Genomic DNA, 24,376 nt, shown 5'->3' with positions numbered 1-24,376 from the left:
GATACCTTCCAACTGCTTTGCTTATTTCATTTTTAGAAAGGAATATAATGGGAAAATATCAATTAGATTATAAAGGTATGCAACAAGTGGAACGTTACCACGAAAAAAATGCAACCGTCAAAAACGATAAAAAAGCACGTGTCCAAGCCCTTTTGAAAAAAGCTGGAAAGAAGAAATAATATGATCTTACGCCGACCAAGTCAAACAGATAAAGAAGCTATCTTAGATATGATGACTGAATTTGAAAGGGAGAAATCTTCCCATGATGGTGGATTTTGGAACCCCGACAATTTTGTTTATGAAGAGTGGCTAGAAGAAAATCTTCAAGCGGAAGCGGGACTAAATATTCCTGAAAACTGGGTTCCTGCTATCCAGCTGGTTAGTTTTGACGAAGCAGGCCATGCTCTTGGCTTTCTCAACCTTCGTCTCCGATTAAATGACTACTTACTAGAAAAAGGGGGCCATATCGGCTACTCTATCCGTCCATCCGAACGAGGAAAGGGTTATGCGAAAGAATCTCTCCGTCAAGGCTTACAAATAGCTAAAGAAAAGAATATTCATCGTGTTCTGGTCACTTGTAGTATCAAGAATCCTGCTAGCCGAGTTGTTATATTAGCCAACGGTGGTCAGTTGGAGGACATTCGCCATGAAACTGAGCGCTATTGGATAGATTTGGAGTAGAATCATGACATGGAATACACCAAAGCCACAGGAATGGAAGTCTGAAGAACTTAGCCTAGGACGCATTATTGACTACAAAGCTTTTAATTTCGTTGATGGTGAAGGCGTACGTAACTCCCTTTACGTATCTGGTTGCATGTTTCACTGTAAGGGATGCTATAACGCTGCCACCTGGTCCTTTAAGGCAGGAATTCCCTATACTAAAGAACTTGAAGAACAAATCATGAGGGATCTAGCTCAACCTTACGTGCAAGGTCTCACGCTACTTGGTGGTGAACCCTTCCTAAACACAGGAATTCTCATTCCCCTAGTCAAACGCATTCATAAGGAACTACCCGAAAAAGACATTTGGTCTTGGACTGGTTATACTTGGGAAGAGCTAATGTTTGAAACTCCTGATAAGCTAGAACTTCTTCATCTCGTTGACATTCTTGTAGATGGACGTTTTGACATTACTAAGAAGAACCTTATGCTCCAGTTTCGAGGATCATCTAATCAACGTATTATTGATGTCAAAAAATCTCTTGATCAAGGAAAGGTTGTTATCTGGGACAAGTTGAATGACGGTCAAAACAACTATGAGCAAGTCGATCGTAAAGACATGATATAAAAAAGTCTGAGTTTGTAACTCAGGCTTTTTTAACTTTCTTTACAAAAACCAATTCACTATCAGAAGATAAATTCTTACGATAGTAGAACTCATCAAAGGATAATTCTCGTAAGGCATCTATGGTTCGACAATTTTCCTTCATTACAGCTGTCAAAAAGGCTCCTCTAGCCTTTTTAGAAATCGTTGAATGTGTCTTAAGAAGGCCATTACGGTCTTCCATAAAACTAACTGTGAATAACTGCTTACGAAGACTTGGACTAAAGACATCTTCAAATTCATTTGAAAGTAAGGAAACAACTGAAACTTGACTTTCTTCTAAGAATTTATCATATTCAGAACGCCAGTAGTTTTTTAAGGACTGACCATTAACCTTAACCTTGGTATGAAAATCATGACGATGTTCCTGAATTGAATAAAAAGCTGGAATAATCCCATAAAAAGAAGATGTTATAAACACCTGTTGGCTTAAGAAATCTTTTTCACATGTGGATAAGTCACTACGTTTAATATGGCGATACATCAAGCCATTAAAAAGCTCTATTGCAGGATAGCTCCTTGCTTCTCCAGACAAAATTCTATCCCAGCGCTGCTTTTCTTTGCGAGCCTGCTCAGGTTTAATGTTATAAACTGTGGATAAGTCATCTGTGGATAATTTTGCCATTTCTTTGAGAATAGCCACACTCTTTTCAGAAATCTTCTGATACGGAACTTCATCAAGGGGCTTCATTTCTTTTGCGGTTGGAATTAAAAATCTAATCATACTGATATTGTAAAGTCAAGCAAGCATTTCGTCAAGAATTCTATCCAACAAAAAAGAAGCTAACGTTCGTCAACTTTCTTTTTTTGTTAGTCATCTAAATCAACAAAACGACCTAGAATATGTACATTTTCTGCAATGGAGACAAAGGCTTTAGGGTCTGCTTTTCTCATATAATGCTTGAAGTCAGTATACTCTTCACGCGTAATAATCGCCAATAATACGGCTTTCTTTTCGTGATTATATGTTCCTTCCGCATCATTAATCAACGTTACTCCACGGTGGAGTTTCTTCTGGATCATTCGTACAACTGGATCTGGATTACTTGTAACAATCATAGCCTGCATTTTCTTTTGTTTAGTGAAAATAGCATCCGTTACTCGACTAGAAACAAAAATCGTAACCATTGAATAGAGAGCGTATTTCCAACCAAAAAGAATGCCCGCAAAAACCATGATAATCCCATTGACAATCAAGGAGATGTTACCAACATCACGGCCTGTTTTCTTACGAATAGTGAGGCTAACGATATCCGTCCCTCCGCTAGAGATACGAGATTTTAAACCGAAACCAATCCCTGTTCCCATGACCAAACCACCAAAGATAGCATTGATCAAAGGATCCTCTGTCAAGGTTACATGTGGCATCGCCTGAATAAAAAGGGAGCTCATTGTTACCGTAATGAAGGTAAAGATGGTAAATTTGTGACCAATCTTATACCAAGCTAAAATCAAAAGTGGAATATTAATCGCATAGAAAGTCAATGATACTGGTATCTCAAACCCCAAAGCTCTAACACTCAATGCCGATAAAACCTGTGCCAAACCTGTTGCTCCACTGGAGTAAACATGTCCAGGTTGAAAAAAGAAATTAACGGCGATTGACGATAAGAGCCCGTAAAGTAAAGAAGCTGAGACTTTTTCAGTATATTTTTCACGGGAAATACTACGTGCAGCCTGCAAAATGCCCATTTTCTTCGCAGATTTTTTCGCTACAAATTTAACATGTTTATGAAGAGGTGCTTTATTCATTTTCTAAATCTACATGAAGGGCAAGTTCTTCCAACTGTTTATCAGCCACAAGACTTGGAGCCTGAGTCATAGGATCTGATGCCTTATTATTTTTAGGGAAGGCAATCACTTCACGGATATTATCTTTACCTGCAAGAAGCATGACGAAGCGGTCGAGACCGATAGCCAAACCACCATGTGGTGGGAAACCATAGTCCATAGCTTCAAGAAGGAATCCAAATTGCTCATAGGCTGATTCTTCAGAGAAACCAAGGGCTTTCAACATACGTTCCTGTAGGTCTTTATGATTGATACGTAGACTACCCCCACCAAGCTCATAACCATTCAAGACAATATCATAAGCTACAGCACGTACCTTGGAAAGATCCCCTTCAAGCTCTGCTGCAGAATCTTCTGTTGGCAAAGTAAATGGGTGGTGAGCAGACATATAGCGTCCTTCTTCTTCAGACCACTCAAACATTGGCCAATCAACAACCCAAAGGAAGTTGAATTTAGTGTTGTCAATCATGTCAAGTTCTTTAGCAATTTGATTACGCAAAGCACCTAGTGTGTTGTTAGCGATTTCATGTGTATCTGCTACAAAAAGAACTAGATCATTCTCTTCAAGGTGTAAAGTATCTGTCAACTTATCTTCAATACTTGTCAAGAATTTAGCAACTGGACCTGCTAGAGCACCGTCAGTCATCTTAACCCAAGCAAGACCCTTAGCGCCAAATTGTTTGGCAAACTCTGTCAACTTGTCAATACTTTTACGTGAGTATTTGTCTGCATTTCCTTTGGCAACAATCGCCTTAACAGCTGGCGCCTCAGCAAACACTTTGAAGTCTACACCCTTGACAACCTCTGTCAAGTCTTGTAAAAGCATGTCAAAGCGTGTATCTGGCTTGTCAGAACCATAGTTATTCATGGCATCATCATAAGACATTCGTGGGAATGGTAGTGTAACTTCAATTCCTTTAGTTTCTTTCATAACCTTAGCAATCAAGCCTTCTGTAATATCTTGGATTTCTTGCTCATTAAGGAATGACGTTTCCAAGTCAACTTGTGTAAACTCAGGTTGACGGTCTCCACGCAAATCTTCATCACGGAAACACTTAACAATTTGATAGTAACGGTCAAAACCAGCATTCATCAATAATTGCTTAGTGATTTGAGGACTTTGAGGAAGAGCATAAAAGTGACCTTGGTTAACTCGGCTTGGAACCAAGTAATCACGAGCACCTTCTGGTGTAGATTTTGTCAACATTGGTGTTTCAACATCGATAAATTCCAAGTCATCAAGATAATTACGGATGGCGTGGGTTACCTTTGCACGGAGCTTAAAGTTTTCCAACATCTCTGGACGACGCAGATCCAAGTAGCGGTAACGCATACGTGTATCATCACTAGCCTCAACACCATCTTTGATTTCAAATGGTGTTGTTTTGGCAGTATTAAGGACTTTAAGGTCTTCAACTTTAAGTTCGACAGCACCTGTAGGCAAATTAGCATTAGCTTGTTCACGCGCTTCAACAGTTCCTGTTACTTCAATAACAAATTCACTACGCAAGCTCTCAGCTGTTTCAACAACATTAGCATCCGCATTTTCAGGGTTAACAACCAACTGCATCAAACCTTCACGGTCACGAAGATCGATAAAAATCAAACCTCCGAGATTACGACGGCGAGATACCCAACCTTTCAAAGTAATAGTAGTTCCAATGTGTTCACTACGAACACGTCCGGCATACATAGAACGTTCCATAAATACACTTCTTTCGTTAATTTTTTAGTCTTAACTATTATAGCAAAAAGCCCATCAAAACCCCACCCATTTCAGGTTAGAATTTTAATAGACTTTCTTTTTTATAAAACTATTTGCCAAATTGTTTCAACAAATCACTAGTATCTACGTAATCTTCAGCAAACTCTTCAAAATCTTCAAAACGATAATCGGCTGTTTCTAAGTCAAGTAAACTATTCCAACGGAATCCGTAAACATCTTCAATGATAACACTAAGTTCATCAGTTTCCTCGTCTACCTGCCACCCCAAATAACGTTCCTGAGTTTCAAAACTCAAGACCACATCTTGACAATCTTGATGCCAAACTTGACCAAGTAATTGCTGGCACATCGCATGATCACTTGCAGTCTCATCATTGAACCAAGTAATGTCATGTTTATCAAGAAAGGCGATCAACTGCCAAAACTGTTGTTGGAAACGAATGGGCATACTACGATCAAAAGCCAAACTGAACTTTTCACTCCGTTTGAGCATATCAACTATACTAACCATATGCCTCCTACTTTTCTAACTGCTTGAGGACTGCTGCAAAGTTTTTAGTTAGCTCTTCGAAACTTACAGTAACTTCCTCACGAGTAGCATTATTTTTGACATTGACCTGACCTGACTCCACTTCACTCTCACCCAATGTGATAACCGTCTTGGCCTTGAAGGTATCTGCTGACTTAAATTGCGCCTTAATCTTACGTCCAAGGTAATCACGTTCAGCCTTAAATCCTTGATAGCGGATAGCTTGAACTAACTCAAGAGCTTTGCCATTGGCACCTGAACCAAGTACTGCAATGTACACATCCAGACTTTCTTCCACCGGAAGCTCAATACCTTGTTTATCAAGAACCAAAAGCAAGCGTTCTAAACCAAGTCCAAAACCAAAACCAGCTGTTTCTGGACCACCGAAGTATTCAACCAAACTATCGTAACGACCGCCTGCACATATTGTCAATTCAGACTTATCAATAGTGGTAACAAATTCAAAAATCGTGTGGTTATAGTAATCAAGACCACGTACCATATTAGTATCAATCACGTAAGGAATGTTAAGACTATCGAGCATAGTACGTACTTCGTCAAAATACGCTTGACTTTCTTCATCTAAATAATCAAGGATAGATGGAGCATTTTCAACTGCAACCTTATCTTCTTTTTCTTTTGAATCGAGCACTCGCAAAGGATTTTCATCCAAACGACGTTGACTATCTTTTGACAAACTTTCACGCATTGGTGTCAAGTAGTCAATTAAGGCCTGACGATAAGCCAGACGACTCTCAGTATTTCCAAGGCTATTCAAATGAAGAGTAACATCCTTGATGCCAAGCGTATTAAAGAGTTGGTAAGTCATAGCAATGGTTTCAACATCTGTTGCTGGATTTTTTGATCCAAAGCACTCTACACCTAGTTGGTGGAACTCGCGCAAGCGTCCTGCTTGAGGACGTTCATAACGGAACATTGACCCAATATAATAAACTTTAACAGGTTTTTGAACCTCTGGCGCAAAGAGTTTGTTTTCTACATAAGAGCGTACAACTGGTGCTGTCCCTTCTGGACGAAGTGTAATATGACGGTCTCCCTTATCATGAAAATCATACATTTCCTTAGTAACGATGTCAGTTGTATCACCTACTGAACGTGAAATGACCTCGTAATGTTCAAACATAGGTGTACGAATTTCACCATAATTGTATTTCTTAAATGTTTCACGTGCAACATTTTCCACGTACTGCCATTTAGCACTATCCGCAGGTAAAATATCCTGCGTTCCCTTAGGTTTTTGAAGTTTCATAATGATGATACAGGCCTCAAATAGACCTGCCCTCCTTTTCCGTTATTACAGATATAATCACTCTATTCTATCATAATTTATACAGCTTTTGGGAAATGGTGGAGGATTTTTCAACGTAAGAAAAAAACAGACCTCTTTGCCTGCCACAATGATTAATCTTCTGTCCTGCCTCTTTATAGTTCATGACACTTCTTTTCTATATTCATAAAAAGAGAGAACAAGCTGAGCCTGTTCCCTGAACTTTCTCTATTATGACCAAACCTTATCAGTAATAGCTTTAATCAATTGCAATTTATTCCACTCGTCTTGCTCAGTCAAGATGTTACCTTCTTCAGTTGAGGCAAAACCACATTGAGTTGAAATCCCAAGGTTCTTAAGTGGTACAAGTTCAGCCGCTGCATAGATACGATCAATGACAGCATCTACATTTTCCAAGTTAGGATCCTTAGAAGTAATCACACCAAGTACCAATTCAACATGATCACGGTTATTCCAAATCGTTGGAAGTGGTGCGAAGCTACCTGAACGCGCATCATCATATTCCAAGAAGAAAATATCATAGTTCAATTGACCAAGATACTTAGCTACTGAATCATAGCCACCTTCAAAAAGGTACGTAGACTTAAAGTTCCCACGACAAATGTGAGTAGCCAAAGTCAAATCTTCTGGAAGACCTTTCAAAGCTTTATTGATAGTGTACACATCATCCTCAGCAATTTTTGCCAACTCAGCTGTTTTCTCAGGATTATTTTTTTCATTCTCAAACTGTTGAATCAAATAACCCCAAGTTGTATCATCCAATTGCACATAACGTGCACCTAAATCGTAGAAATGTTGGATGGTATCATGGTAAGCTTTAGCCAAATCATCAAGGAAATCAGTCCATGAATCATAGTAATCTGCATAGAGATCACTACGGTGGTCACGGTTAATGATGAGTGATGGGCTTGGAATAGTAACTTTTGGAGTGATTCCTTCAGGAGTCACTGATTTAAGATATTCAAAGTCGCGATAGAAGGGATGATTAGAATTTTCGACAATTTTACCGTTGATACGAACGTTGGTTGTACGTGTCTTAGCACCATGGAATTTATATGAATCTTCTTGTTGGTAAGCTTCAAAACCAGTTAAATTCCATAGGAAATCAAGGTGCCACCAAGAACGACCAAATTCACCATCAGAAACTACTTGAAGACCATTTTCTACCTCATGGTGAACCAATTCCTTAACCAATTCATCTTGCACTTTCAGTAATTCTTCTTGCGAAATCTCACCATTAGCAAATTTTTCACGTGCTTCTTTTAGAGCCTGTGGACGAAGGTAAGAACCAACATGATCAAAATGATAATGTACTTTACTCATAGTTATTTACTCCTTTTTATTCTTTCACTTAACGTTATAATAAGCCTATTCTAGCACTTACCCTTATAGCTGTGAAATATGTAATTGCTATCAAAATCTATAACTTTTAACTATATCTATTGATGAAAAGTTTTTGTCAAGTAACTTTACTTTACAAAAAAGATATGTTATTCTGTTATAGTTGATTTAAAATCAAGAACATAAATATTAATTCGGAGGAAATAAAGAAATGGCAGTACCTGCACGTCACACTTCAAAAGCGAAGAAAAACAAACGTCGTACACACTACAAATTGACTGCTCCATCAGTACAATTTGACGAAACAACTGGAGATTACTCACGTTCTCACCGTGTATCACTTAAAGGATACTACAAAGGACGTAAAATCGCTAAAGCTAACGAAGCTAAATAATAGAAGGGAGATACCATGCGCGTAAATATTACACTTGAACACAAAGAATCTGGTGAACGCTTGTACCTTACTTCAAAAAACAAACGTAACACTCCAGACCGTCTTCAATTGAAGAAATACTCACCAAAATTGCGTAAACACGTAATCTTTACTGAGGTTAAATAATTGAATAAAGAAGCCATGAAAATCTTATTTTCATGGCTTTTTTATTACCAAATATAACAGTTATTAGTTCTAGTCAAAAGAGCACAAAAACATAATAGGCTCTATTAATATCTTACTCCTCCCTTCCTATCGCAGAGAATATACAATAAAGCGAAAAAGTCATTGTTCAATATAAAGTTTTACAACCTAGATAAAAAACTCGATATTTATTTTGAAAACAATGTTAGTAATACTCTAACTACCCATACATTAAGCCTTAAAGACCTACCCGATACCCTATTTCAGAAATAGATTTTACTTTTTTTACACCTAGTAAACAAACAAACTAATAGTAAAAAGATCAACATATTACCGTTGATCTTTTATTTTTACTCTAAACCTTTTAAAATATCTGTAAATCTATGTGTAAACATAGCTGTCATTCCCCATATATTCTCTGTCAAGTTCCTGTAAAAAGGAATATGACGTTCACTGTACCCAAAATTGTATCTTTCTCTGTTTTTTACCAAGAAAAATGGGAAACCTTTCGCATCACTCAAGGTAGAAGTGACTTTGTAATAAATCGGACCTTCTGTCAACAATGTGTCAACACAAACTGTAAACAACCGTTTCACCTCTTCATTTGGATAAATATGCTCCCAATTTTCTATATTTATCTTTCCAACAAAGCAATGGATGGTTCTCCCCTGATGAATCAGATAATCAATCTCTCCCCAAATATCTATTTGGTCAGGAATTAAGTTTAGTTCCTCACATGTTTCTCGTATAGCAGCTTCTTGAAAAGTCTCACCATCTTCGACACGGCCACCAGGAAAAGAGACCTCACCTGGTTGAGAAATATGCTCACTTCGTACTTGGTAAAGAATTTGATACTTATCAGTTTTTACATCATATATTAGGGGTAAAAGCACCGCATAGCGTCTTTTCTCCCCTAGCGGCTTCGGCTCGTAATGAGCTAGTTTATCTTTAATAGTCATAAGAACTCCTTGACTTCATATTATCATAAAAAAGAAAATAGCCCTATTATATAAAATTTTTATATATAAAATATTGACATATCTTTCTAAAAGAGATACACTCAATGTGTAAAATAATTATATATAATTTTTATACATATCCTAAAAGCAAAGGAGCACACTATGTATTTTCCAACATCGTCAATCCTGATAGAGTTCCTAATACTAGCTATTATCGATAGAGAAGACTCTTATGGCTATGAGATTAGTCAAACCATAAAGCTTGCGACTAATATCAAGGAGTCAACACTTTATCCTATTCTCAAAAAGCTTGAGAAAGCAGGCTATATGACCACCTATAGCCAAGCGTATCAAGGGCGTAAACGTAAATATTACAGTATTACCCAAGAGGGAAAAAATCAACTTCAATTTCTTAATGAAGAATGGTTAACCTACAAAGAAACTATGGATGGTATTGTTGAAGGGAGATTAAGACATGACAAGGACTAAATATATAGCCAAATTAACAAAATATCTACGAAAATTACCACAAAAGGACTACGAAGAGGCTCTCGAGTATTTCATGGAATATTTTGAAGAGACCGGGCCTGAAAATGAAGCTCAGGTTATTGCAGAATTAGGTACACCTAAGGAAGCCGCATATGAAGTCATTAGTCGTCTTCTAGACGAAAAGATTGTTGAGGACAAGAGCAGCTTACGTAATAAAACAACTATCCTTTGGATTGCGATCCTAGCTGTTTTAGCCAGTCCAGTCGCCTTACCAATTCTACTATTCTTCCTAGCTATGCTATTGACACTTCTTTTGATTATTTTTGCAGTTATAGTGACTGCCTTAGCTCTTACTTTTGCCTTACTCATTAGTGGTGTTTACACTTTCTTTACAAGCTTCTCTCTCTTAAATGTTTCACTAGCTTCAACACTGTTTGGAATAGGGCTAGGTCTATTAATGTTTGGAGGAGCACTCTTACTACTTTTGATTTCATTTGAAATCTGTAAACTTATTGTAAAGCTAATTACCCTATTGATTAAATGGCTCATCAAGAAAGGAAGAAAATCATGAAAACTTGGAAAAAGATTGTCCTCGGAGTGTCTCTTACCTCTCTATTTTTAGGAGGAGGATTAGTAGCTTGGGGTTATAGCCAAGGTGGCTTAATAGATTTACAAAATCAAACTAAAAGTGAGCAAGATTATGTCAAGAAAGAAGTTGATGACTTCAGTAAAATTGATATTAAAAGTAGTAGCTACAATGTGCTTATAAAAAATGGTGACGTTGACAAAGCAACGCTTTCTTACTACCAAAAAACAAAAATCCAATTGACACATCTGTAAAGGATGGTCAATTGACTATCAATGATAACAACTCTGAATTAGATTCAACTTCTAACAAACATATTAACTTTTTCGGATTAAAAGATTTAGTAAGGCTTTCTACTCTCAACGAGGAAGTCAGAAATAAAACCATTGTCATTACACTCCCTAAAAAACAAACGATTGATTTTTTAAAGGTTGATTTAGCAACTGGAAATCTAGATTTAAGTAATAGCACCATCAAACAAGCAGACATTAATCTAAATGTAGGGGACCTAACTTTTACTAAAATGATTGTCAGCCAACTAAAAGCTAACCTTGATGTTGGTAGTGTTGATAGCGATAACACCCTCTTTACTAACTCAGATTTATCTATTGCAATGGGAGATTACTCTGGAGATAACCTGATTTTCAATGGTCACAATAAACTTGATGTTACAACCGGTGATATTGAAATAGCTCTTAAAGATTACATGCTCAATGTTCAAGCCGATAGTCACTCAGGAGAGGTTGACATTACAAATAACCTTAAAATTTCAAAGGATAATACACTTACCATTACCTCAGACCTCGGTGATATAACTGTTGAATAACATAAAAAGCCAGCTCACATTAGAGCTGGCTTTTAGTTTATTCATTTTCATACTTTGGTCTATAAATAATAATACCTACAACTACAAAAATAAGTAAGAAAATGAATAACATACGTACTTGATCTGAGATCTGTCCTGTCATTGAAATAGTTTGACGAAGACCTGATACGGAGTAGGACATTGGTAAGAATGGTTGGATGATCTTAAAGAACTTAGGACTAAGTTCAATTGGATAAGTCCCTGCACTAGCCCCTAGTTGCAAAAGCAGCAGAATCATGGAAGCAAATGCGCCATATCTATCATCCCAACCTACAAGGGCTGTAACCAGCGCCATTAAAGTCCATGCTACAAGGAGAATCATACCAAATGTAGCTAATGGATGATTTGGTTCAACTCCCACAAATCGAATGGCAATATAAAGCGCAATAGCAGCCATAGTTGTAATAATACCATTGATAAGTAACTTATTTTTAGCCCAATCAAAACGGCTCGTAAATTTTCTTCCTGTCAAGCTCTTAGCAAAGATAACATTAGTTGAAAGAGCGACAACCATAAGAGAAACAGAAATCATATATGGAGCCATTCCCACACCATTAGTGTCAACCTTATCCTTATCAGTTTTCTTCTCTTTGAGCGGAGCACTCACCATTTTTGCATTGTCTGAGTTTACAGAAACAAGAGAGAGTTGCTGATTAGCCTTGTTTAATGAATTAGATAATGTAGAAAGGTTAGTTGACAGACTTGTCAAGCCATTTGTTAAAGTGTTCCCTCCAGTTGCTAATTGTTGGGCACCTGTATTGAGAGCACTTGTACCACTTTGAAGAGTAGAAAAACCGGTCATTAAACTACTACTGTTAGCATCTAGAGTTTGAGCGCCACTGGCAATTGTTGAAACAGCACCAGTATAAGTTGACAAACCAGTTGAAAGTGCGCTTGCACCTGTTGCTAGAGTACTTTGAGCGGTTGACACACCTGAAGCCACTTGAATTGCTCCTGGTGATAATTGATTGACAAGTACCGAATTGACATTAGCAATATTAGCTTGCATTGATGATACCGTTGATGAAGCTACAGGAAGAAGAGCATTCGCCGAACTTGCAATACCTGAAATAGATGTTTGTAGAGAAGCTAAACTACTTGAATCTCCGCTACTAGTTGTTGTCGTACCTGTCAAGCTAGATAAGGCCGTTGACATACTTGACACATCTGATGCAATAGTTGAAGCATAGCTACTAGCTGTAGATCCTGCATTACTAATTGCCGATGTAATCTCTGCTTGTTGATCTGCCGTCAAGCTTTGATAAGCAGCTGTTCCTTGTACCGCAGCCAAATCATTTGCTTTATCAGTTGCACTAGCTGTAGCTATAGAGCTAGCTGCAGAAGAAATATTTGAAAGATAAGTCGCTATTGAACTTGTATCTACTGATGTTGTTGATGTTCCACTTGGTAATGATGTGTTACTTACCGCTGTATTAAGATTTTGAATTGCTGTATTTAAATCAGTTAAATTAGTTGACAAGGTTGACAACTGTGCTTGCTGTTCTTCGGATAAACTTGTTGCTGTAGCCATTTGACTGAGCGCTGTTGACAACGAATCTGCACCTGTAACTAAGGTATTCATGGCCTCTGCTCCTGATACAAATTGACCTGCAGCAGAATTAACGGCCTCAGAGTTCGCGTTTAACTGTGACAAAGCGCCTGACAAAGTTGACACACCTGAAGTATAGGCAGACGCGCCTGAACTCAAGGTATCAACACCTGTAGCCAATGTTTGAGTAGAGCCAGCAAGAGTCCCTAGACCATTTGACAAGGTCTGACTTCCAGATTGAAGTGCTCCTGCACCTGCATATAATTGACTGGCCCCATTCGCTGCAGTTCCCATACCACCTTGAAGTTGAGACATACTCTTAAACACTGCTCCAACATAAGTTGACGTAATATTTTTAGAAACGGTATCCTTTAACTTAGACATGGCAGAATCGCTCATTTTTGAAGAAACGAAGCTATGACCTGCTGTTGTCTGATAAGAGATTTCAAGTTTCTTGGGATCATTTGTCAGAAGACTTGCTGCGTTACTTGAGAGATTTTCTGGAAAAGTGATTACCATATAGTAATCACCGTCTTCTATTCCTTTTTGTGCTTCATTTTCAGTTACAAAATGATAGTCTAAATTTTTATTTTTAGACATATTGTCAACCATATCGTGACCAATATTAAGAGTCTTATCTTGAAAACTAGCGCTCTTATCTTTGTTCACCACTGCCACTGGCAGATTTTTCACATTACCGTAAGGATCCCACATAGAAGATAAAAAGATTAGATTATACAAAGCGGGTATCAATGAAACACCAATAATGGTTATCCATAGCTTTGGACTTTTTAGAAGAGCCTTTAATTCTGCTAACATAATTCTCCTTCTTAGACATCGTGTTTATTTTTATGATATAATCAATTATAAACTCATTAATTTTAAAATCAATATTTAAAAACTTCTTTTGGACATATTGTCTAAAAGTGTGTAAAAGGAGAAATACATGACAAAAGATCAAAGACGTTCACAGACTAAAAAAGCTCTTTTAGATGCTTTGGTAATATGCCTTAAAGACCAAGATTTCAATGATATTACTACCATTCGTCTGGTTCAAACAGCTGGGATTAGCCGTTCAAGTTTTTATACCCACTACAAAGATAAGTATGAAATGATTGATAGTTATCAGAAAGAGCTTTTCCATAAACTAGAGTATATATTTGATAAATATGAAGGAAAGAAAGAAGGGGCCTTTCTCGAAATCTTTGAATTTCTCACTCGTGAAAAGCTCCTATCAGCTCTATTGTCTACAAATGGTTCAAAAGAAATTCAAGATTTTCTGATACATAAACTTCAGCGTATGATAGCTGAAGATTTTATTGACCCTACTGCTGAAAAAAGAGCTCTCAAAGGATTCGAGAAGGATTATGCCAGTATTTATTTTGCGCATGCTATTTTTGGTGCTTGTCAAGCCTGGATAAATAAAGGGAAAAAAGAATCACCTCAAGAAATGACAGACTTTCTTCTACGCTTTATTCCACAATAAATAACTTCAAAATCATAAAAAGCTGTTAACCATTTCAATAGTTAAAGCAGCTTTTTTCTTTTACAATAAAATCCTTAAAATAAGGGAATAATAAGTGAAAGCAAGGTTAAAATTGCGGGTCCGCCTTGCGTTAAAATAATTTTCTTATTGGCAGTTATAGCACCATAAATAGCAGCAAAGAAAACATTGAGTACAAAAACAGTTACAAGTAGCTGACTACTTGTGAAAATCCCATACAAGAGGAATACAGCAATCAAACCATTGTAAATCCCTTGATTTTTAAATAAGTTTGTAACAGAATCACGTTGAAGTTCTTCTTTACTCATATTGAAAACACGACTAGTCGTGTCTGAATGTGTCGCAAAAGTTTCCAAATACATGATATAGAGATGCTCCAAAGCAACAATCCCAGCTAAAATTAGTGTAATAATAGACATAGTAGCCTCCTTCTTAAATAACTTCGACAGTATATCAAAAGTGAACCTTAAAAACAACATGTATGCTTCATACAATTTGAAATGTGGTAAAATAAAGAATGAAAGAGAGGTTCTTATGACAAAGACAGAAGTAAGCCAACGTCTCCAAAAAGATTTGGGAATTCCTAGATTTCAGGCTTATATAGAGGATAAAGATTACTCCGAAGAGGAGTACGACCAACTAAAAAAAGATTTTGAAAGCTACTTCACTAACTACGTTTCAAACGTTTCAGCAGATTTTGAAGGCGGATTGGATAATAAATAATTTATACCTCAAAATCATCTATCATCATATTACGAATCCCCAGTCACTTGTACTAGACTAGGGACTTTTTTATATTAGAAGACAAACTTGTAACTAAACAAATAACTGAACAAACCTAAAAATCAATGATTTAAGATAAACAAAAAAGCCCATAACAACGGGCTTTTTGCAAAATGAATTTTAAAATTAAAGCATTTTGTTATAGAATTCAACGACAAGTGCTTCGTTGATTTCTGGGTTGATTTCATCACGTTCTGGAAGACGTGTCAATGAACCTTCAAGTTTTTCAGCATCGAATGATACAAATGCTGGACGTCCGATAGTAGCTTCTACTGCTTCAAGGATAGCAGGAACTTTAGCTGATTTTTCACGAACTGAGATTACTTGACCAACTTCAACACGGTATGATGGGATATCAACACGTTTACCGTCAACAAGGATATGACCGTGGTTTACGAATTGACGTGCTTGACGACGAGTAGTTGCAAGGCCGAGACGGTAAACAACGTTGTCAAGACGACGTTCCAAAAGAACCATAAAGTTGAAACCAAGTGTTCCACCTTTAACTTTAGTAGCTTGTACGAACAAGTTACGGAATTGTTTTTCACCCAAACCGTATGAGAAACGAAGTTTTTGTTTCTCAGCCAATTGCAAACCGTACTCTGAAAGTTTTGAACGGTTGTTTGGACCGTGTTGACCTGGTACGTAGTTACGACGTGCCAATTCTTTACCTGTGCCTGTAAGTGAGAAACCAAGGCGACGTGATTGTTTCCATGATGGACCTGTATAACGTGACATTAATAATGTCCTCCTATAAAAAATATTTTTAGGAAATAACGTTTTAGATAAACCTGATTCGTTCAGAAAGACTTCGCCCAAACAGCAAAGGTTACTTTTCTAGCCGACTTCCTGTTGACGAGCTTCATTTTATCCTGCTATTATTTCTCATACTTTAACATTTTACCACGAAAAAAAGCCCAAGTAAAGGCTTTTTCTTATTTATTTTCGATTTCAGCTTGTTCCTCAGGACTCAAATAACGAATGAGAGTCTTCTCAGTCAAAATATCTGAATAAGTGTAAGATTCAACATAACTATTATTAATAGCTCCTGCTTGAGAACTGAAGTCTTGATATTCAACAATAAACAATGATGGGTAAACCTCTGTCAATCGACCAATTTTATTCTTTTCACGTTTACGTCCATTCTCTAAGGTCAATTCTACTAGCTGACCTTCATGTGACTTAATAGCTTCCTTGATGTTTTTCATCTTAGCAACATCTGCAAATGCATCACTCATATATATCTCCTTAAATCTGAAAATTATGATTCCTCAAACTGAGCAATCGATGAAAATTTATTGTATTCTTTTTGGAATAGTAACTTGACTGTTCCACGCGCACCAGCACGGTTTTTTTCTAGGATAACTTCGATTGTATTATCTTCAATCGCATTCTCTGGTTCTTCACCCTCTTTTCGGTAGTAATCATCACGATATAAGAAGGCTACAATATCGGCATCCTGCTCGATAGATCCTGACTCACGAATATCAGATAAGACTGGACGTTTATCCTGACGTTGTTCAACCCCACGAGACAACTGACTCAAGGCAATTACAGGAACTTTGAGCTCCTTGGCTAGGATTTTTAACTGCCTTGAAATATCTGAAACCTCTTGTTGGCGATTTTCTGGTCGCGTCCCTGTAATCAACTGTAAATAGTCAATCACAATGAGACCGAGACCACCTTCTACTTCTTGTGACAATTTACGGGACCGTGCACGAATCTCAGTAATCTTTATACCAGGGGTATCATCTATATAAATAGGTGCCTCAGCCAATGCCCCTTGAGCAATCATCACATTATTCCAATCTTGCTCTGTCAATTGACCTGTACGTAAAGCATGGGAATCAATCATCCCTTCAGCTGCCAACATACGATCAACCAAGCTTTCTGCACCCATCTCTAGTGAAAAGACTGCAACAGATTTATTTTGCTTGGTGCCAACATTCTGAGCAATGTTCAACACAAAGGCTGTTTTACCAACTGCGGGACGAGCTGCTAAAATAATTAATTGATCAGGGTGTAAACCTGTTGTAATCTTGTCAAGATCACGGAAACCTGTTGGTAACCCAGTAACATCTGATGTTTGCTGTGAACGCATCTCCAAAGTATTAAAATTGACATCAAGAACTTCAGATATTTTACGGAAACCACTACGATTGCTATGCTCTGAAACATCAACTAAGGCTTTCTCAGCATTTGCAATAATTTCATCAGATTCAGTTGCCCCCTCATATGCTTGGTTTACAGTCTCTGTCAACCTATTTATAATACGGCGAAGCATGGCTTTCTCAGCCACAATCTTAGCATAGTACTCAGCATTTGCGGATGTTGGAACACTATTGACCAAATCTACAAGATAAGAAATACCCCCTATGTTTTGGAGGTCATCTTGGTCATCTAGAATAGTACGTACTGTCGTGGCATCAATGGCATCATTTCGATCCGACAGCGTTACCATTGCTTTAAAAATGACACGATGGGAATACTTGTAAAAGTCATCTGCTTCGATAAACTCTCGAACTGTAATTAACTTTTCCGGGTTAATGAAAATAGCCCCCAAAACAGACTGTTCCGCTACTAAATCATGAGGTTGCACTCGTAATTCTTGAGCCTCTGACACAATTATTCCCTCCTTTACAAGATTTACTTATAGTGTCAATAAATTACTCAGCACTATTTTTGATGTTAATCTTAATTTGTGCATTCACTTCTTTATGAAGCTTTACAGGAACCTCTATCAAACCAATCGCTCGAATAGGATGTTCAAGTTCAATATGACGTTTATCAATCTTGATTCCAAACTGTTTCTGAAGTCCTTCCGCAATCTTTTTAGCTGTAATTGAACCAAATGTACGACCATCTGGTCCAACCTTCTCAGTAAATTGAAGACGATTTTCTTCTTTCTCAAGCTGTTCTTTAACACGTCTTGCTTCAGCTAACAACTCTGCAGCATGCTTTTCTTCTGATTTTTGTTTTCCTTTCAACTCCCCGATAGCTTGGTTTGTTGCTTCTTTAGCAAGATTCTTTTTAATCAAGAAGTTTTGAGCATAACCTGATGGTACTTCTTTAATTTCACCTTTTTTTCCTTTACCCTTAACGTCTTGTAAGAAAATAACTTTCATTTTAATCCCCCTTGGGAGCCAACTCTCCCATAATAGTTTCAATTAATTTATTTTGCGCTTGAGCAACACTACAGTCTCGTAACTGGCAGGCAGCTAGGTTGAAATGTCCTCCTCCACCTAATTTTTCCATAATGCGTTGTACATTAATCGCATTATGGCTTCGAGAAGATATGTTTACAGTAGAATTACTTGTTCGAGCAACAACAAAGGTTGCTTCGATTCCAGCCATTGCAAGCATAGTATCTGCTGCCTTAGAAATCACAACATTATTATAACACTTATAGTTATCTCCTGTAGCAACGATTATATCATCAGTAATTCGTTCGCCTGCAAGAATTAACTCATTAATACGCCGATATTCGTCAAAATCAGTAGCAGAAATCGTTTGAATTTCTCCGCTGTCACTTCCTAAACCACGAAGGTAAGAGGCAACATCAAATGTTCGACTAGTAACACGCGTAGAGAAATTCTTGGTATCTAGCATTATACCCGCCATAAGGATAGAAGCTTGGATTTTACTCAAACGTTCTGGAGCCCCTTGGAATTGTAACAACTCCGTAACTAATTCACAAGCAGAGCTTGCTCCACTTTCAATAAAGGTCAAAACCGCATTTTCAGGGAAGTCATCATCTCGACGGTGATGGTCTACGACAATAACTTCATTAAATCGATCATAAAAATCCTGAGATAGGGTTAGATGGATTTTTGAATGGTCAACCATAATTAGCAATGAGTGTTGATTAACTAGTTCTTCAGCTTCTGAGAGTGTAATAAGTGGTGACTGCCCATCTTCTTTCAAACGTTCGACCGCACGCTCAATATCCGCATTCATAGCCATATCATCATAAACAGCATAGCTCTTTCTAACAATCTGACTAGCAAAATGGGCCATACCAACAGTAGCCCCTAAGGCGTCCATATCAAGATTCTTGTGACCAACAACAAATACTTTTTCGACTGTTTTTAACTTATCTGAGATTGCAGTCATCATAGCCCTTGTTCTTGTACGAGAACGCTTAACTGTTGAGACAGAGCCTCCTCCAAAATAAAGAAGTTCCTTGTGATCGTCATTTTCCTTAACAACAGCTTGATCCCCGCCTCGAACAAGTGCAATATTAAGGTTCTGCAAAGCAACTTGCCCGATTTGATCATGCTTAAGCGTCCCAAAGGATATTCCCATACTCAAAGTCAGTGGTAAACCACGTTCTTGTGCCTGTTGACGGAAGTCGTCCAAGACAGAAAACTTTTGATCCATAAATTCTGTCAAAACACTGTAATTGGTAAAGAAGTAAAAACGATCCCCTTCAATACGTCGATAATGAATATGCTTAGACTTAGCAAACTCAGAAATAAATCCTGCTACAAATGTATTGATTTTTGAAACATCCGCATCTGGCAAACTTCCTGTCACATCGTCGTAGTTATCAACTGAAATAATCCCAATAACAGGTCGAGTCATATTTGGATCAACATTTTCATCTTGATCATAAACATTGTCAATAAAATATGTCAGCTTATTGTCAAAATCCACAAAGGCAGCATATTTATTGTCACCAACAGTTATCACATTCGAAGGTGACCCCTTTCGTTTTTGGGAGATAAAGTCTGCAATCAACTGCTTATTGAAGTTCCCATATTCATCTGAAAGCACTAACTTGGCATAGGGGTTGAACCATTCAATATGGTCATTTTCGTCAAAAGTAATAACTCCGACAAGCATCTTTCCAAGAAGGGTCTTCAAAGAATCTTCAACATCCTGATTCAGTTCATCTAATTGCTCTATTTCTAAGGACTCATATGTTGTCTTTTGGTAGTGCAATAGTGTAACAACTACTACCATAATGATAAAAAGCGCAAAAATAAGTGCAGACTCCGATTGTAATACGCGAACAAAAATGGTAGCAATTCCAAAAAGAATTAGACCTATCATTACCAGGTGAATAGTTGCAAAGTGAAATCTTTTCATATAAAACCTCTTAATCTAACAATTATAACATAAAAAAGCCTTAATTAAAAGGCTTTTACAAGTGTTACGACTGTTACTCCACTTTACGTCGAGCCTTATTATTGCCTTCAAGGTAAACCATCAAAATAGAGATATCTGCTGGATTAACCCCTGATATACGGCTTGCTTGACCAATAGTTTCAGGATTTATTTTCTTAAATTTTTGACGAGCCTCAGTTGCAATAGAATCAATAGCATCCCAATCAATATTTTTCGGAATCTTTTTTTCTTCCATTCGCTTCATCTTGGCTACTTGATCCAAAGCTTTATTGATATAACCTTCGTACTTGATTTCAGTTTCAAGTAACTCTATAACCTTAGCATCCAAATCTTCTGCAGCTGGACCGACAAACTGAGTAGCTGTAGCGTAATCAATCTCAGGTCGACGCATAAACTCTTTGGCTGTCATGGCATCTGTCAAAGGCTTAAAGCCTAGAGCTTGAATTTTTTCATTTGTTTCTTTGATAGGCTTTAATTTTTCTTTTGACAGACGTGTCAACTCGCTGTCAAACTGATTTTTCTTAATTTCAAAGATACTCCAACGTTCATCGTCAACCAAACCAACTTCTCGACCAATAGGTGTCAAGCGCATATCAGCATTATCATGACGTAATATGAGACGATACTCTGCGCGTGATGTCAATAAACGATATGGCTCCAAAGTTCCTTTTGTAACAAGATCGTCAATCATTACACCAATATAGGCATCACTACGTTTGAGAATAAGCTCAGGTTTACCTTGAACTTTAAGAGCCGCATTGATACCAGCAACTAGCCCCTGACCTGCTGCCTCCTCGTATCCAGAAGTTCCGTTGGTCTGTCCTGCTGTAAAGAGACCTGAAATCAACTTCGTTTCAAGTGTTGCACGTAGTTGATGAGGGAGCACGATATCATATTCAATCGCATAACCAGTTCGCATCATCTCTGCCTTTTCGAGACCTTTAATTGAGTGAATCAACTCTTTTTGAACATCCTCTGGCAGACTAGTTGACAGGCCTTGCACATAGACTTCTTCAGTCTCTCTTCCTTCAGGTTCAAGGAAAAGCTGATGGCGATTCTTATCTGCAAAGCGGACAATTTTATCTTCGATTGATGGGCAGTAACGAGGACCTACTCCCTTGACAATACCTGAGAACATCGGTGCACGGTGTAAATTGTTATTGATAATATCGTGGCTTTCTTGATTCGTATAAGTTAGCCAACAAGGAATTTGGTCCTGAAGATAGTCTTCATCCTTCGACAAGAATGAAAAATGATTTGGTTTTTCGTCGCCTGGTTGAATCTCGGTCTCTTCGTAATTAATTGATGATGCCTTGACACGAGGAGGAGTACCTGTTTTAAATCGACCAATTTCAAGCCCAAGCTCCTTCAAATTATCAGCCAAAGTAACCGATGCAAGACTATTATTTGGTCCAGAAGAATATTTGAGCTCACCTAGGATAATTTCACCGCGTAAAGCCGTTCCTGTTGTTACAACAACTGCTTTAGCTCCATATTTTTGATTTGTGGCTGTTCTGACACCGACTACCTTACCATCTTCAACAAGTATTTCATCAACCATTGATTGACGTAGAGTCAAGTTTTCCTGACGCTCAACTGTATGTTTCATTGTCATGGCATACAAGGCTTTGTCTGCTTGAGCACGCAAAGCTCGAACTGCAGGTCCTTTACCAGTATTCAACATTTTCATTTGAATATAGGTTTTGTCGATGTTTTTACCCATCTCTCCACCAAGAGCATCAATTTCACGAACAACAATCCCCTTGGCCGATCCACCGATAGAAGGGTTACATGGCATAAAAGCCAGCATCTCTAGGTTAATAGTCGCTAATAAAACCTTACATCCCATACGGGCTGCAGCCAAGCTAGCTTCCACACCGGCGTGACCAGCACCAACAACAATTACATCAAAATTTTCATCAAACTCGTAAGACATTTTTTAGATTTTTGCAGTGATTTACAGTCAACTGCCTCATCCTTTCTTTGTTTTTTTCCTACAAAAATAGTCAAAACTCTAGAAAACTGTACGCAAAAACGCACAATTCCCATGAGCTTTGACCATCATGACTATTGTTAAAATTATTTTATCAAATCAAATCGTTTTGTCAATTCCAATCACTATTTGATTAGAGTCTGCACACTATAGGAAGATTTGAAATTGGATTCATTATAGCGAAAAATGCCATAAATGCATAAAAAAATTGGGAACTCACCGTTATTACTTAACTCCAGTTAGATATACTGACAAACTTTTCCGTCTTTATACGCTTGGTCAATAATACCGCCGCCCAAACATTCCTGACCATCATAGAAAACAACGGCTTGACCAGGTGTAATAGCACGCTGAGGTTCAGCAAAAATAACCTCTGCTTTGTCACCCTTAACCTTTACAGTAACTTTACTATCAGGTTGACGATAACGGAATTTTGCTGTGCATTCCATTTCAAATTCTTCTGGCATATCTCGAGTGAAGTGAATCATTGAAGCGTCAAGTGAAGTTGACATCAACGACTCATGGTGGAAACCTTGACCCACGTAAAGAATATTTTTAGAAAGATCTTTCCCTACTACAAACCAAGGAGCATTATCGCCACCTTTTTGACCACCAATACCCATACCTCCACGTTGACCAATGGTGTAATACATGAGTCCGTTATGTTCCCCCATATCACGACCATCGACAGTCATCATACGACCTTTTTGAGCTGGCAAGTATTGGCTAAGAAATTCTTTAAAGTTTTTCTCACCAATAAAACAAATTCCTGTCGAATCTTTTTTCTTGGCTGTTGCAAGACCTACACGTTCAGCAATCTCACGAACTTCTGGCTTTTGTAGATGTCCTAAGGGAAACATCGTTTTCTGCAACTGCTCTTGCGAAAGTTGACTAAGGAAGTAGGTTTGATCTTTGTTATTATCTGCACCACGCAACATATGGACAATGCCGTCTTCATCGCGAACAACTTGAGCGTAATGTCCTGTAGCCACATAATCTGCTCCCAATGTCATCGCATAATCTAAGAATGCCTTAAACTTGATTTCCTTATTACACATAACGTCTGGATTAGGGGTACGGCCTGCACGGTACTCTGCTAAGAAATACTCAAATACACGATCCCAGTACTCTTTTTCAAAGTTGACAGAGTAATAGGGGATACCAATCTGATCAGCTACTGCTGCTACATCTTTATAATCTTCAGTTGCGGTACACACACCAAATTCATCTGTGTCATCCCAGTTTTTCATGAAAACACCGATTACATCATAACCTTGCTCTTTTAAAAGTAAGGCTGTTACTGATGAATCAACGCCACCACTCATACCGACAACAACACGTATTTTTGAATTATCAGTCATAGATAACTCCTCCCATCAAATAAAAATTAACATAGACTTGAAGGGTCTAGTTGTTCAAATATCGATTTGAAGGTCGATTTTGAAGCGTAAAAGCACGCAAGCTTAATTATATCATGATTAAAGAATAATGCAAAAAGGTTACCACTAGGCAACCTTTTTTATACTTATTTTGTGTAAATCCACTGTAAACCTATTACTCCCAGAACTATTATTGGAATCACTAACGCTACAAATAGCCATCCTGGCTCCTGATAACTTAACACCGTTTTATTCTGTCCTTTTTGTGATGAAACGGTCGGTGTACCAATCATTGACAAACTATAGTCATCCTTGTCTAGTTCTTTACCATTTAGTGTCAAGATAGAATCTTTATAAACAACTATCGGTAGATTCAGTCCCTCCCCTTCAGCAGCTTCCCAAGTTAATACAAGATAACCATCTTCGAGTATCTTCTTTGCCTTCTGATTCGTAACGATATTTTTATAATAAAGATCGTAAGTATTCTGCTCACCTATTGTCCCATAAATCGGTACGTAATCTGGTGTGGTTTGACAACT

General features: G+C 37.7%; 25 protein-coding genes and 3 pseudogenes. 10 read left to right on the top strand and 18 right to left on the bottom strand.

Annotated features, from left to right (window positions below; genetic code table 11):
- Positions 1–47: 47 nt before the first annotated feature.
- The 3 genes from HMPREF9425_RS10475 to nrdG are packed head-to-tail and all read left to right on the top strand — an operon-like array spanning position 48 to position 1,291.
- A complete protein-coding gene (locus HMPREF9425_RS10475; protein WP_002885877.1) occupies positions 48–179 on the top strand; it encodes a hypothetical protein in 132 nt (43 codons plus the stop codon).
- 1 nt (position 180) lies between these two features.
- Positions 181–681 carry a GNAT family N-acetyltransferase gene (locus HMPREF9425_RS00310; protein ID WP_003091923.1) on the top strand — a complete coding sequence of 167 codons (501 nt, stop codon included), beginning with the start codon at positions 181–183 and terminating at the stop codon, positions 679–681.
- Positions 682–685: 4 nt separating this feature from the next.
- A complete protein-coding gene (gene nrdG / locus HMPREF9425_RS00305; RefSeq protein WP_003095800.1) occupies positions 686–1,291 on the top strand; it encodes an anaerobic ribonucleoside-triphosphate reductase activating protein in 606 nt (201 codons plus the stop codon).
- Positions 1,292–1,310: 19 nt separating this feature from the next.
- Here the strand turns inward: nrdG and yaaA are convergent, their stop codons facing one another.
- The 6 genes from yaaA to HMPREF9425_RS00275 form a co-directional block, all read right to left on the bottom strand.
- Positions 1,311–2,051 carry a peroxide stress protein YaaA gene (gene yaaA, locus HMPREF9425_RS00300; protein WP_003095798.1) on the bottom strand — a complete coding sequence of 247 codons (741 nt, stop codon included), beginning with the start codon at positions 2,049–2,051 and terminating at the stop codon, positions 1,311–1,313.
- An 86-nt stretch (positions 2,052–2,137) separates the two neighbouring features.
- On the bottom strand, positions 2,138–3,079 hold the full coding sequence (locus HMPREF9425_RS00295; protein ID WP_003095796.1) for a YitT family protein: 942 nt from the start codon (positions 3,077–3,079) through the stop codon (positions 2,138–2,140).
- Positions 3,072–4,823 carry an aspartate--tRNA ligase gene (gene aspS, locus HMPREF9425_RS00290; protein WP_003092089.1) on the bottom strand — a complete coding sequence of 584 codons (1,752 nt, stop codon included), beginning with the start codon at positions 4,821–4,823 and terminating at the stop codon, positions 3,072–3,074. Before aspS ends, HMPREF9425_RS00295 begins: the two co-directional genes overlap by 8 nt.
- 109 nt (positions 4,824–4,932) lie before the next feature.
- Positions 4,933–5,355 carry a hypothetical protein gene (locus HMPREF9425_RS00285; protein ID WP_003091963.1) on the bottom strand — a complete coding sequence of 141 codons (423 nt, stop codon included), beginning with the start codon at positions 5,353–5,355 and terminating at the stop codon, positions 4,933–4,935.
- Between the two features lie 7 nt (positions 5,356–5,362).
- A complete protein-coding gene (hisS, locus tag HMPREF9425_RS00280; RefSeq protein ID WP_003095794.1) occupies positions 5,363–6,643 on the bottom strand; it encodes a histidine--tRNA ligase in 1,281 nt (426 codons plus the stop codon).
- A gap of 249 nt (positions 6,644–6,892) precedes the next feature.
- Positions 6,893–8,005, bottom strand: coding sequence for a vitamin B12 independent methionine synthase (locus tag HMPREF9425_RS00275; protein ID WP_003095791.1), 1,113 nt, complete (start codon positions 8,003–8,005; stop codon positions 6,893–6,895).
- Positions 8,006–8,234: 229 nt separating this feature from the next.
- Here HMPREF9425_RS00275 and rpmF point away from each other — a divergent pair, with 229 nt between their 5' ends.
- Positions 8,235–8,417 carry a 50S ribosomal protein L32 gene (gene rpmF / locus HMPREF9425_RS00270; RefSeq protein ID WP_000290414.1) on the top strand — a complete coding sequence of 61 codons (183 nt, stop codon included), beginning with the start codon at positions 8,235–8,237 and terminating at the stop codon, positions 8,415–8,417.
- 15 nt (positions 8,418–8,432) lie between these two features.
- Complete coding sequence (gene rpmG, locus HMPREF9425_RS00265; RefSeq protein ID WP_002262412.1) at positions 8,433–8,582, top strand: 50S ribosomal protein L33; 150 nt, start codon at positions 8,433–8,435, stop codon at positions 8,580–8,582.
- 368 nt (positions 8,583–8,950) lie between these two features.
- Here rpmG and HMPREF9425_RS00260 read toward each other — a convergent pair whose 3' ends face one another.
- Entirely contained in the window at positions 8,951–9,559 is a 609-nt protein-coding gene (locus HMPREF9425_RS00260) for an NUDIX hydrolase (RefSeq protein WP_003095782.1), read from the bottom strand.
- Positions 9,560–9,721: 162 nt separating this feature from the next.
- On the opposite strand from HMPREF9425_RS00260, the gene HMPREF9425_RS00255 reads away from it, so the two are divergent.
- The 3 genes and pseudogenes from HMPREF9425_RS00255 to HMPREF9425_RS00245 all read left to right on the top strand — a co-directional run bounded on the left by HMPREF9425_RS00255 (position 9,722) and on the right by HMPREF9425_RS00245 (position 11,460).
- Positions 9,722–10,048: a PadR family transcriptional regulator gene (locus HMPREF9425_RS00255; protein WP_003095780.1), complete on the top strand. Its 327-nt coding sequence runs from the start codon at positions 9,722–9,724 to the stop codon at positions 10,046–10,048.
- Entirely contained in the window at positions 10,035–10,619 is a 585-nt protein-coding gene (locus tag HMPREF9425_RS00250) for a DUF1700 domain-containing protein (RefSeq protein WP_003095778.1), read from the top strand. Before HMPREF9425_RS00255 ends, HMPREF9425_RS00250 begins: the two co-directional genes overlap by 14 nt.
- A pseudogene (locus HMPREF9425_RS00245) lies at positions 10,616–11,460 on the top strand (DUF4097 family beta strand repeat-containing protein). Before HMPREF9425_RS00250 ends, HMPREF9425_RS00245 begins: the two are co-directional and overlap by 4 nt.
- A gap of 37 nt (positions 11,461–11,497) precedes the next feature.
- On the opposite strand, the gene HMPREF9425_RS00240 reads toward HMPREF9425_RS00245, so the two are convergent.
- Positions 11,498–13,867, bottom strand: a complete 2,370-nt coding sequence (locus HMPREF9425_RS00240) for a YhgE/Pip domain-containing protein (RefSeq protein ID WP_003095772.1) — start codon at positions 13,865–13,867, stop codon at positions 11,498–11,500.
- Positions 13,868–13,994: 127 nt separating this feature from the next.
- Between HMPREF9425_RS00240 and HMPREF9425_RS00235 the strand changes: the two genes are divergently transcribed.
- The gene (locus HMPREF9425_RS00235) at positions 13,995–14,534 is read left to right on the top strand and encodes a TetR/AcrR family transcriptional regulator (protein ID WP_003095287.1); all 540 of its coding nucleotides are present in this window, start codon (positions 13,995–13,997) and stop codon (positions 14,532–14,534) included.
- 74 nt (positions 14,535–14,608) lie between these two features.
- Here the strand turns inward: HMPREF9425_RS00235 and HMPREF9425_RS00230 are convergent, their stop codons facing one another.
- Positions 14,609–14,971 (bottom strand): DUF1304 domain-containing protein, encoded by a 363-nt coding sequence (locus HMPREF9425_RS00230; RefSeq protein WP_003095271.1) that lies wholly within the window; start codon positions 14,969–14,971, stop codon positions 14,609–14,611.
- Between the two features lie 115 nt (positions 14,972–15,086).
- Between HMPREF9425_RS00230 and HMPREF9425_RS00225 the strand changes: the two genes are divergently transcribed.
- On the top strand, positions 15,087–15,275 hold the full coding sequence (locus HMPREF9425_RS00225) for a hypothetical protein (RefSeq protein WP_037621228.1): 189 nt from the start codon (positions 15,087–15,089) through the stop codon (positions 15,273–15,275).
- A 186-nt stretch (positions 15,276–15,461) separates the two neighbouring features.
- On the opposite strand, the gene rpsD is transcribed toward HMPREF9425_RS00225, so the two are convergent.
- The 9 genes and pseudogenes from rpsD to HMPREF9425_RS00185 all read right to left on the bottom strand — a co-directional run.
- Entirely contained in the window at positions 15,462–16,073 is a 612-nt protein-coding gene (gene rpsD / locus HMPREF9425_RS00220) for a 30S ribosomal protein S4 (RefSeq protein WP_002885833.1), read from the bottom strand.
- 197 nt (positions 16,074–16,270) lie between these two features.
- Positions 16,271–16,573: a Veg family protein gene (locus HMPREF9425_RS00215; RefSeq protein ID WP_002885699.1), complete on the bottom strand. Its 303-nt coding sequence runs from the start codon at positions 16,571–16,573 to the stop codon at positions 16,271–16,273.
- Between the two features lie 23 nt (positions 16,574–16,596).
- Positions 16,597–17,958 (bottom strand): replicative DNA helicase, encoded by a 1,362-nt coding sequence (gene dnaB / locus HMPREF9425_RS00210; protein WP_003095767.1) that lies wholly within the window; start codon positions 17,956–17,958, stop codon positions 16,597–16,599.
- Between the two features lie 43 nt (positions 17,959–18,001).
- The gene (gene rplI / locus HMPREF9425_RS00205; protein ID WP_003095765.1) at positions 18,002–18,460 is read right to left on the bottom strand and encodes a 50S ribosomal protein L9; all 459 of its coding nucleotides are present in this window, start codon (positions 18,458–18,460) and stop codon (positions 18,002–18,004) included.
- A 1-nt stretch (position 18,461) separates the two neighbouring features.
- Positions 18,462–20,426 (bottom strand): DHH family phosphoesterase, encoded by a 1,965-nt coding sequence (locus HMPREF9425_RS00200; RefSeq protein ID WP_003095763.1) that lies wholly within the window; start codon positions 20,424–20,426, stop codon positions 18,462–18,464.
- 73 nt (positions 20,427–20,499) lie between these two features.
- Positions 20,500–22,401, bottom strand: coding sequence for a tRNA uridine-5-carboxymethylaminomethyl(34) synthesis enzyme MnmG (gene mnmG / locus HMPREF9425_RS00195; RefSeq protein WP_003095761.1), 1,902 nt, complete (start codon positions 22,399–22,401; stop codon positions 20,500–20,502).
- A 208-nt stretch (positions 22,402–22,609) separates the two neighbouring features.
- Positions 22,610–22,678, bottom strand: a pseudogene (locus tag HMPREF9425_RS10550) (MarC family protein); the annotation flags it as partial.
- 19 nt (positions 22,679–22,697) lie between these two features.
- Positions 22,698–23,819, bottom strand: a complete 1,122-nt coding sequence (gene mnmA, locus HMPREF9425_RS00190) for a tRNA 2-thiouridine(34) synthase MnmA (protein WP_003095241.1) — start codon at positions 23,817–23,819, stop codon at positions 22,698–22,700.
- Positions 23,820–23,963: 144 nt separating this feature from the next.
- A pseudogene (locus tag HMPREF9425_RS00185) lies at positions 23,964–24,376 on the bottom strand (hypothetical protein); the annotation flags it as partial.

Source organism: Streptococcus vestibularis ATCC 49124, assembly GCF_000188295.1.
Taxonomy (GTDB): Bacteria; Bacillota; Bacilli; order Lactobacillales; family Streptococcaceae; genus Streptococcus; species Streptococcus vestibularis.
Note: the sequence above shows the minus strand (reverse complement) of the source record. Positions and strands in the feature narration are given on the sequence as shown.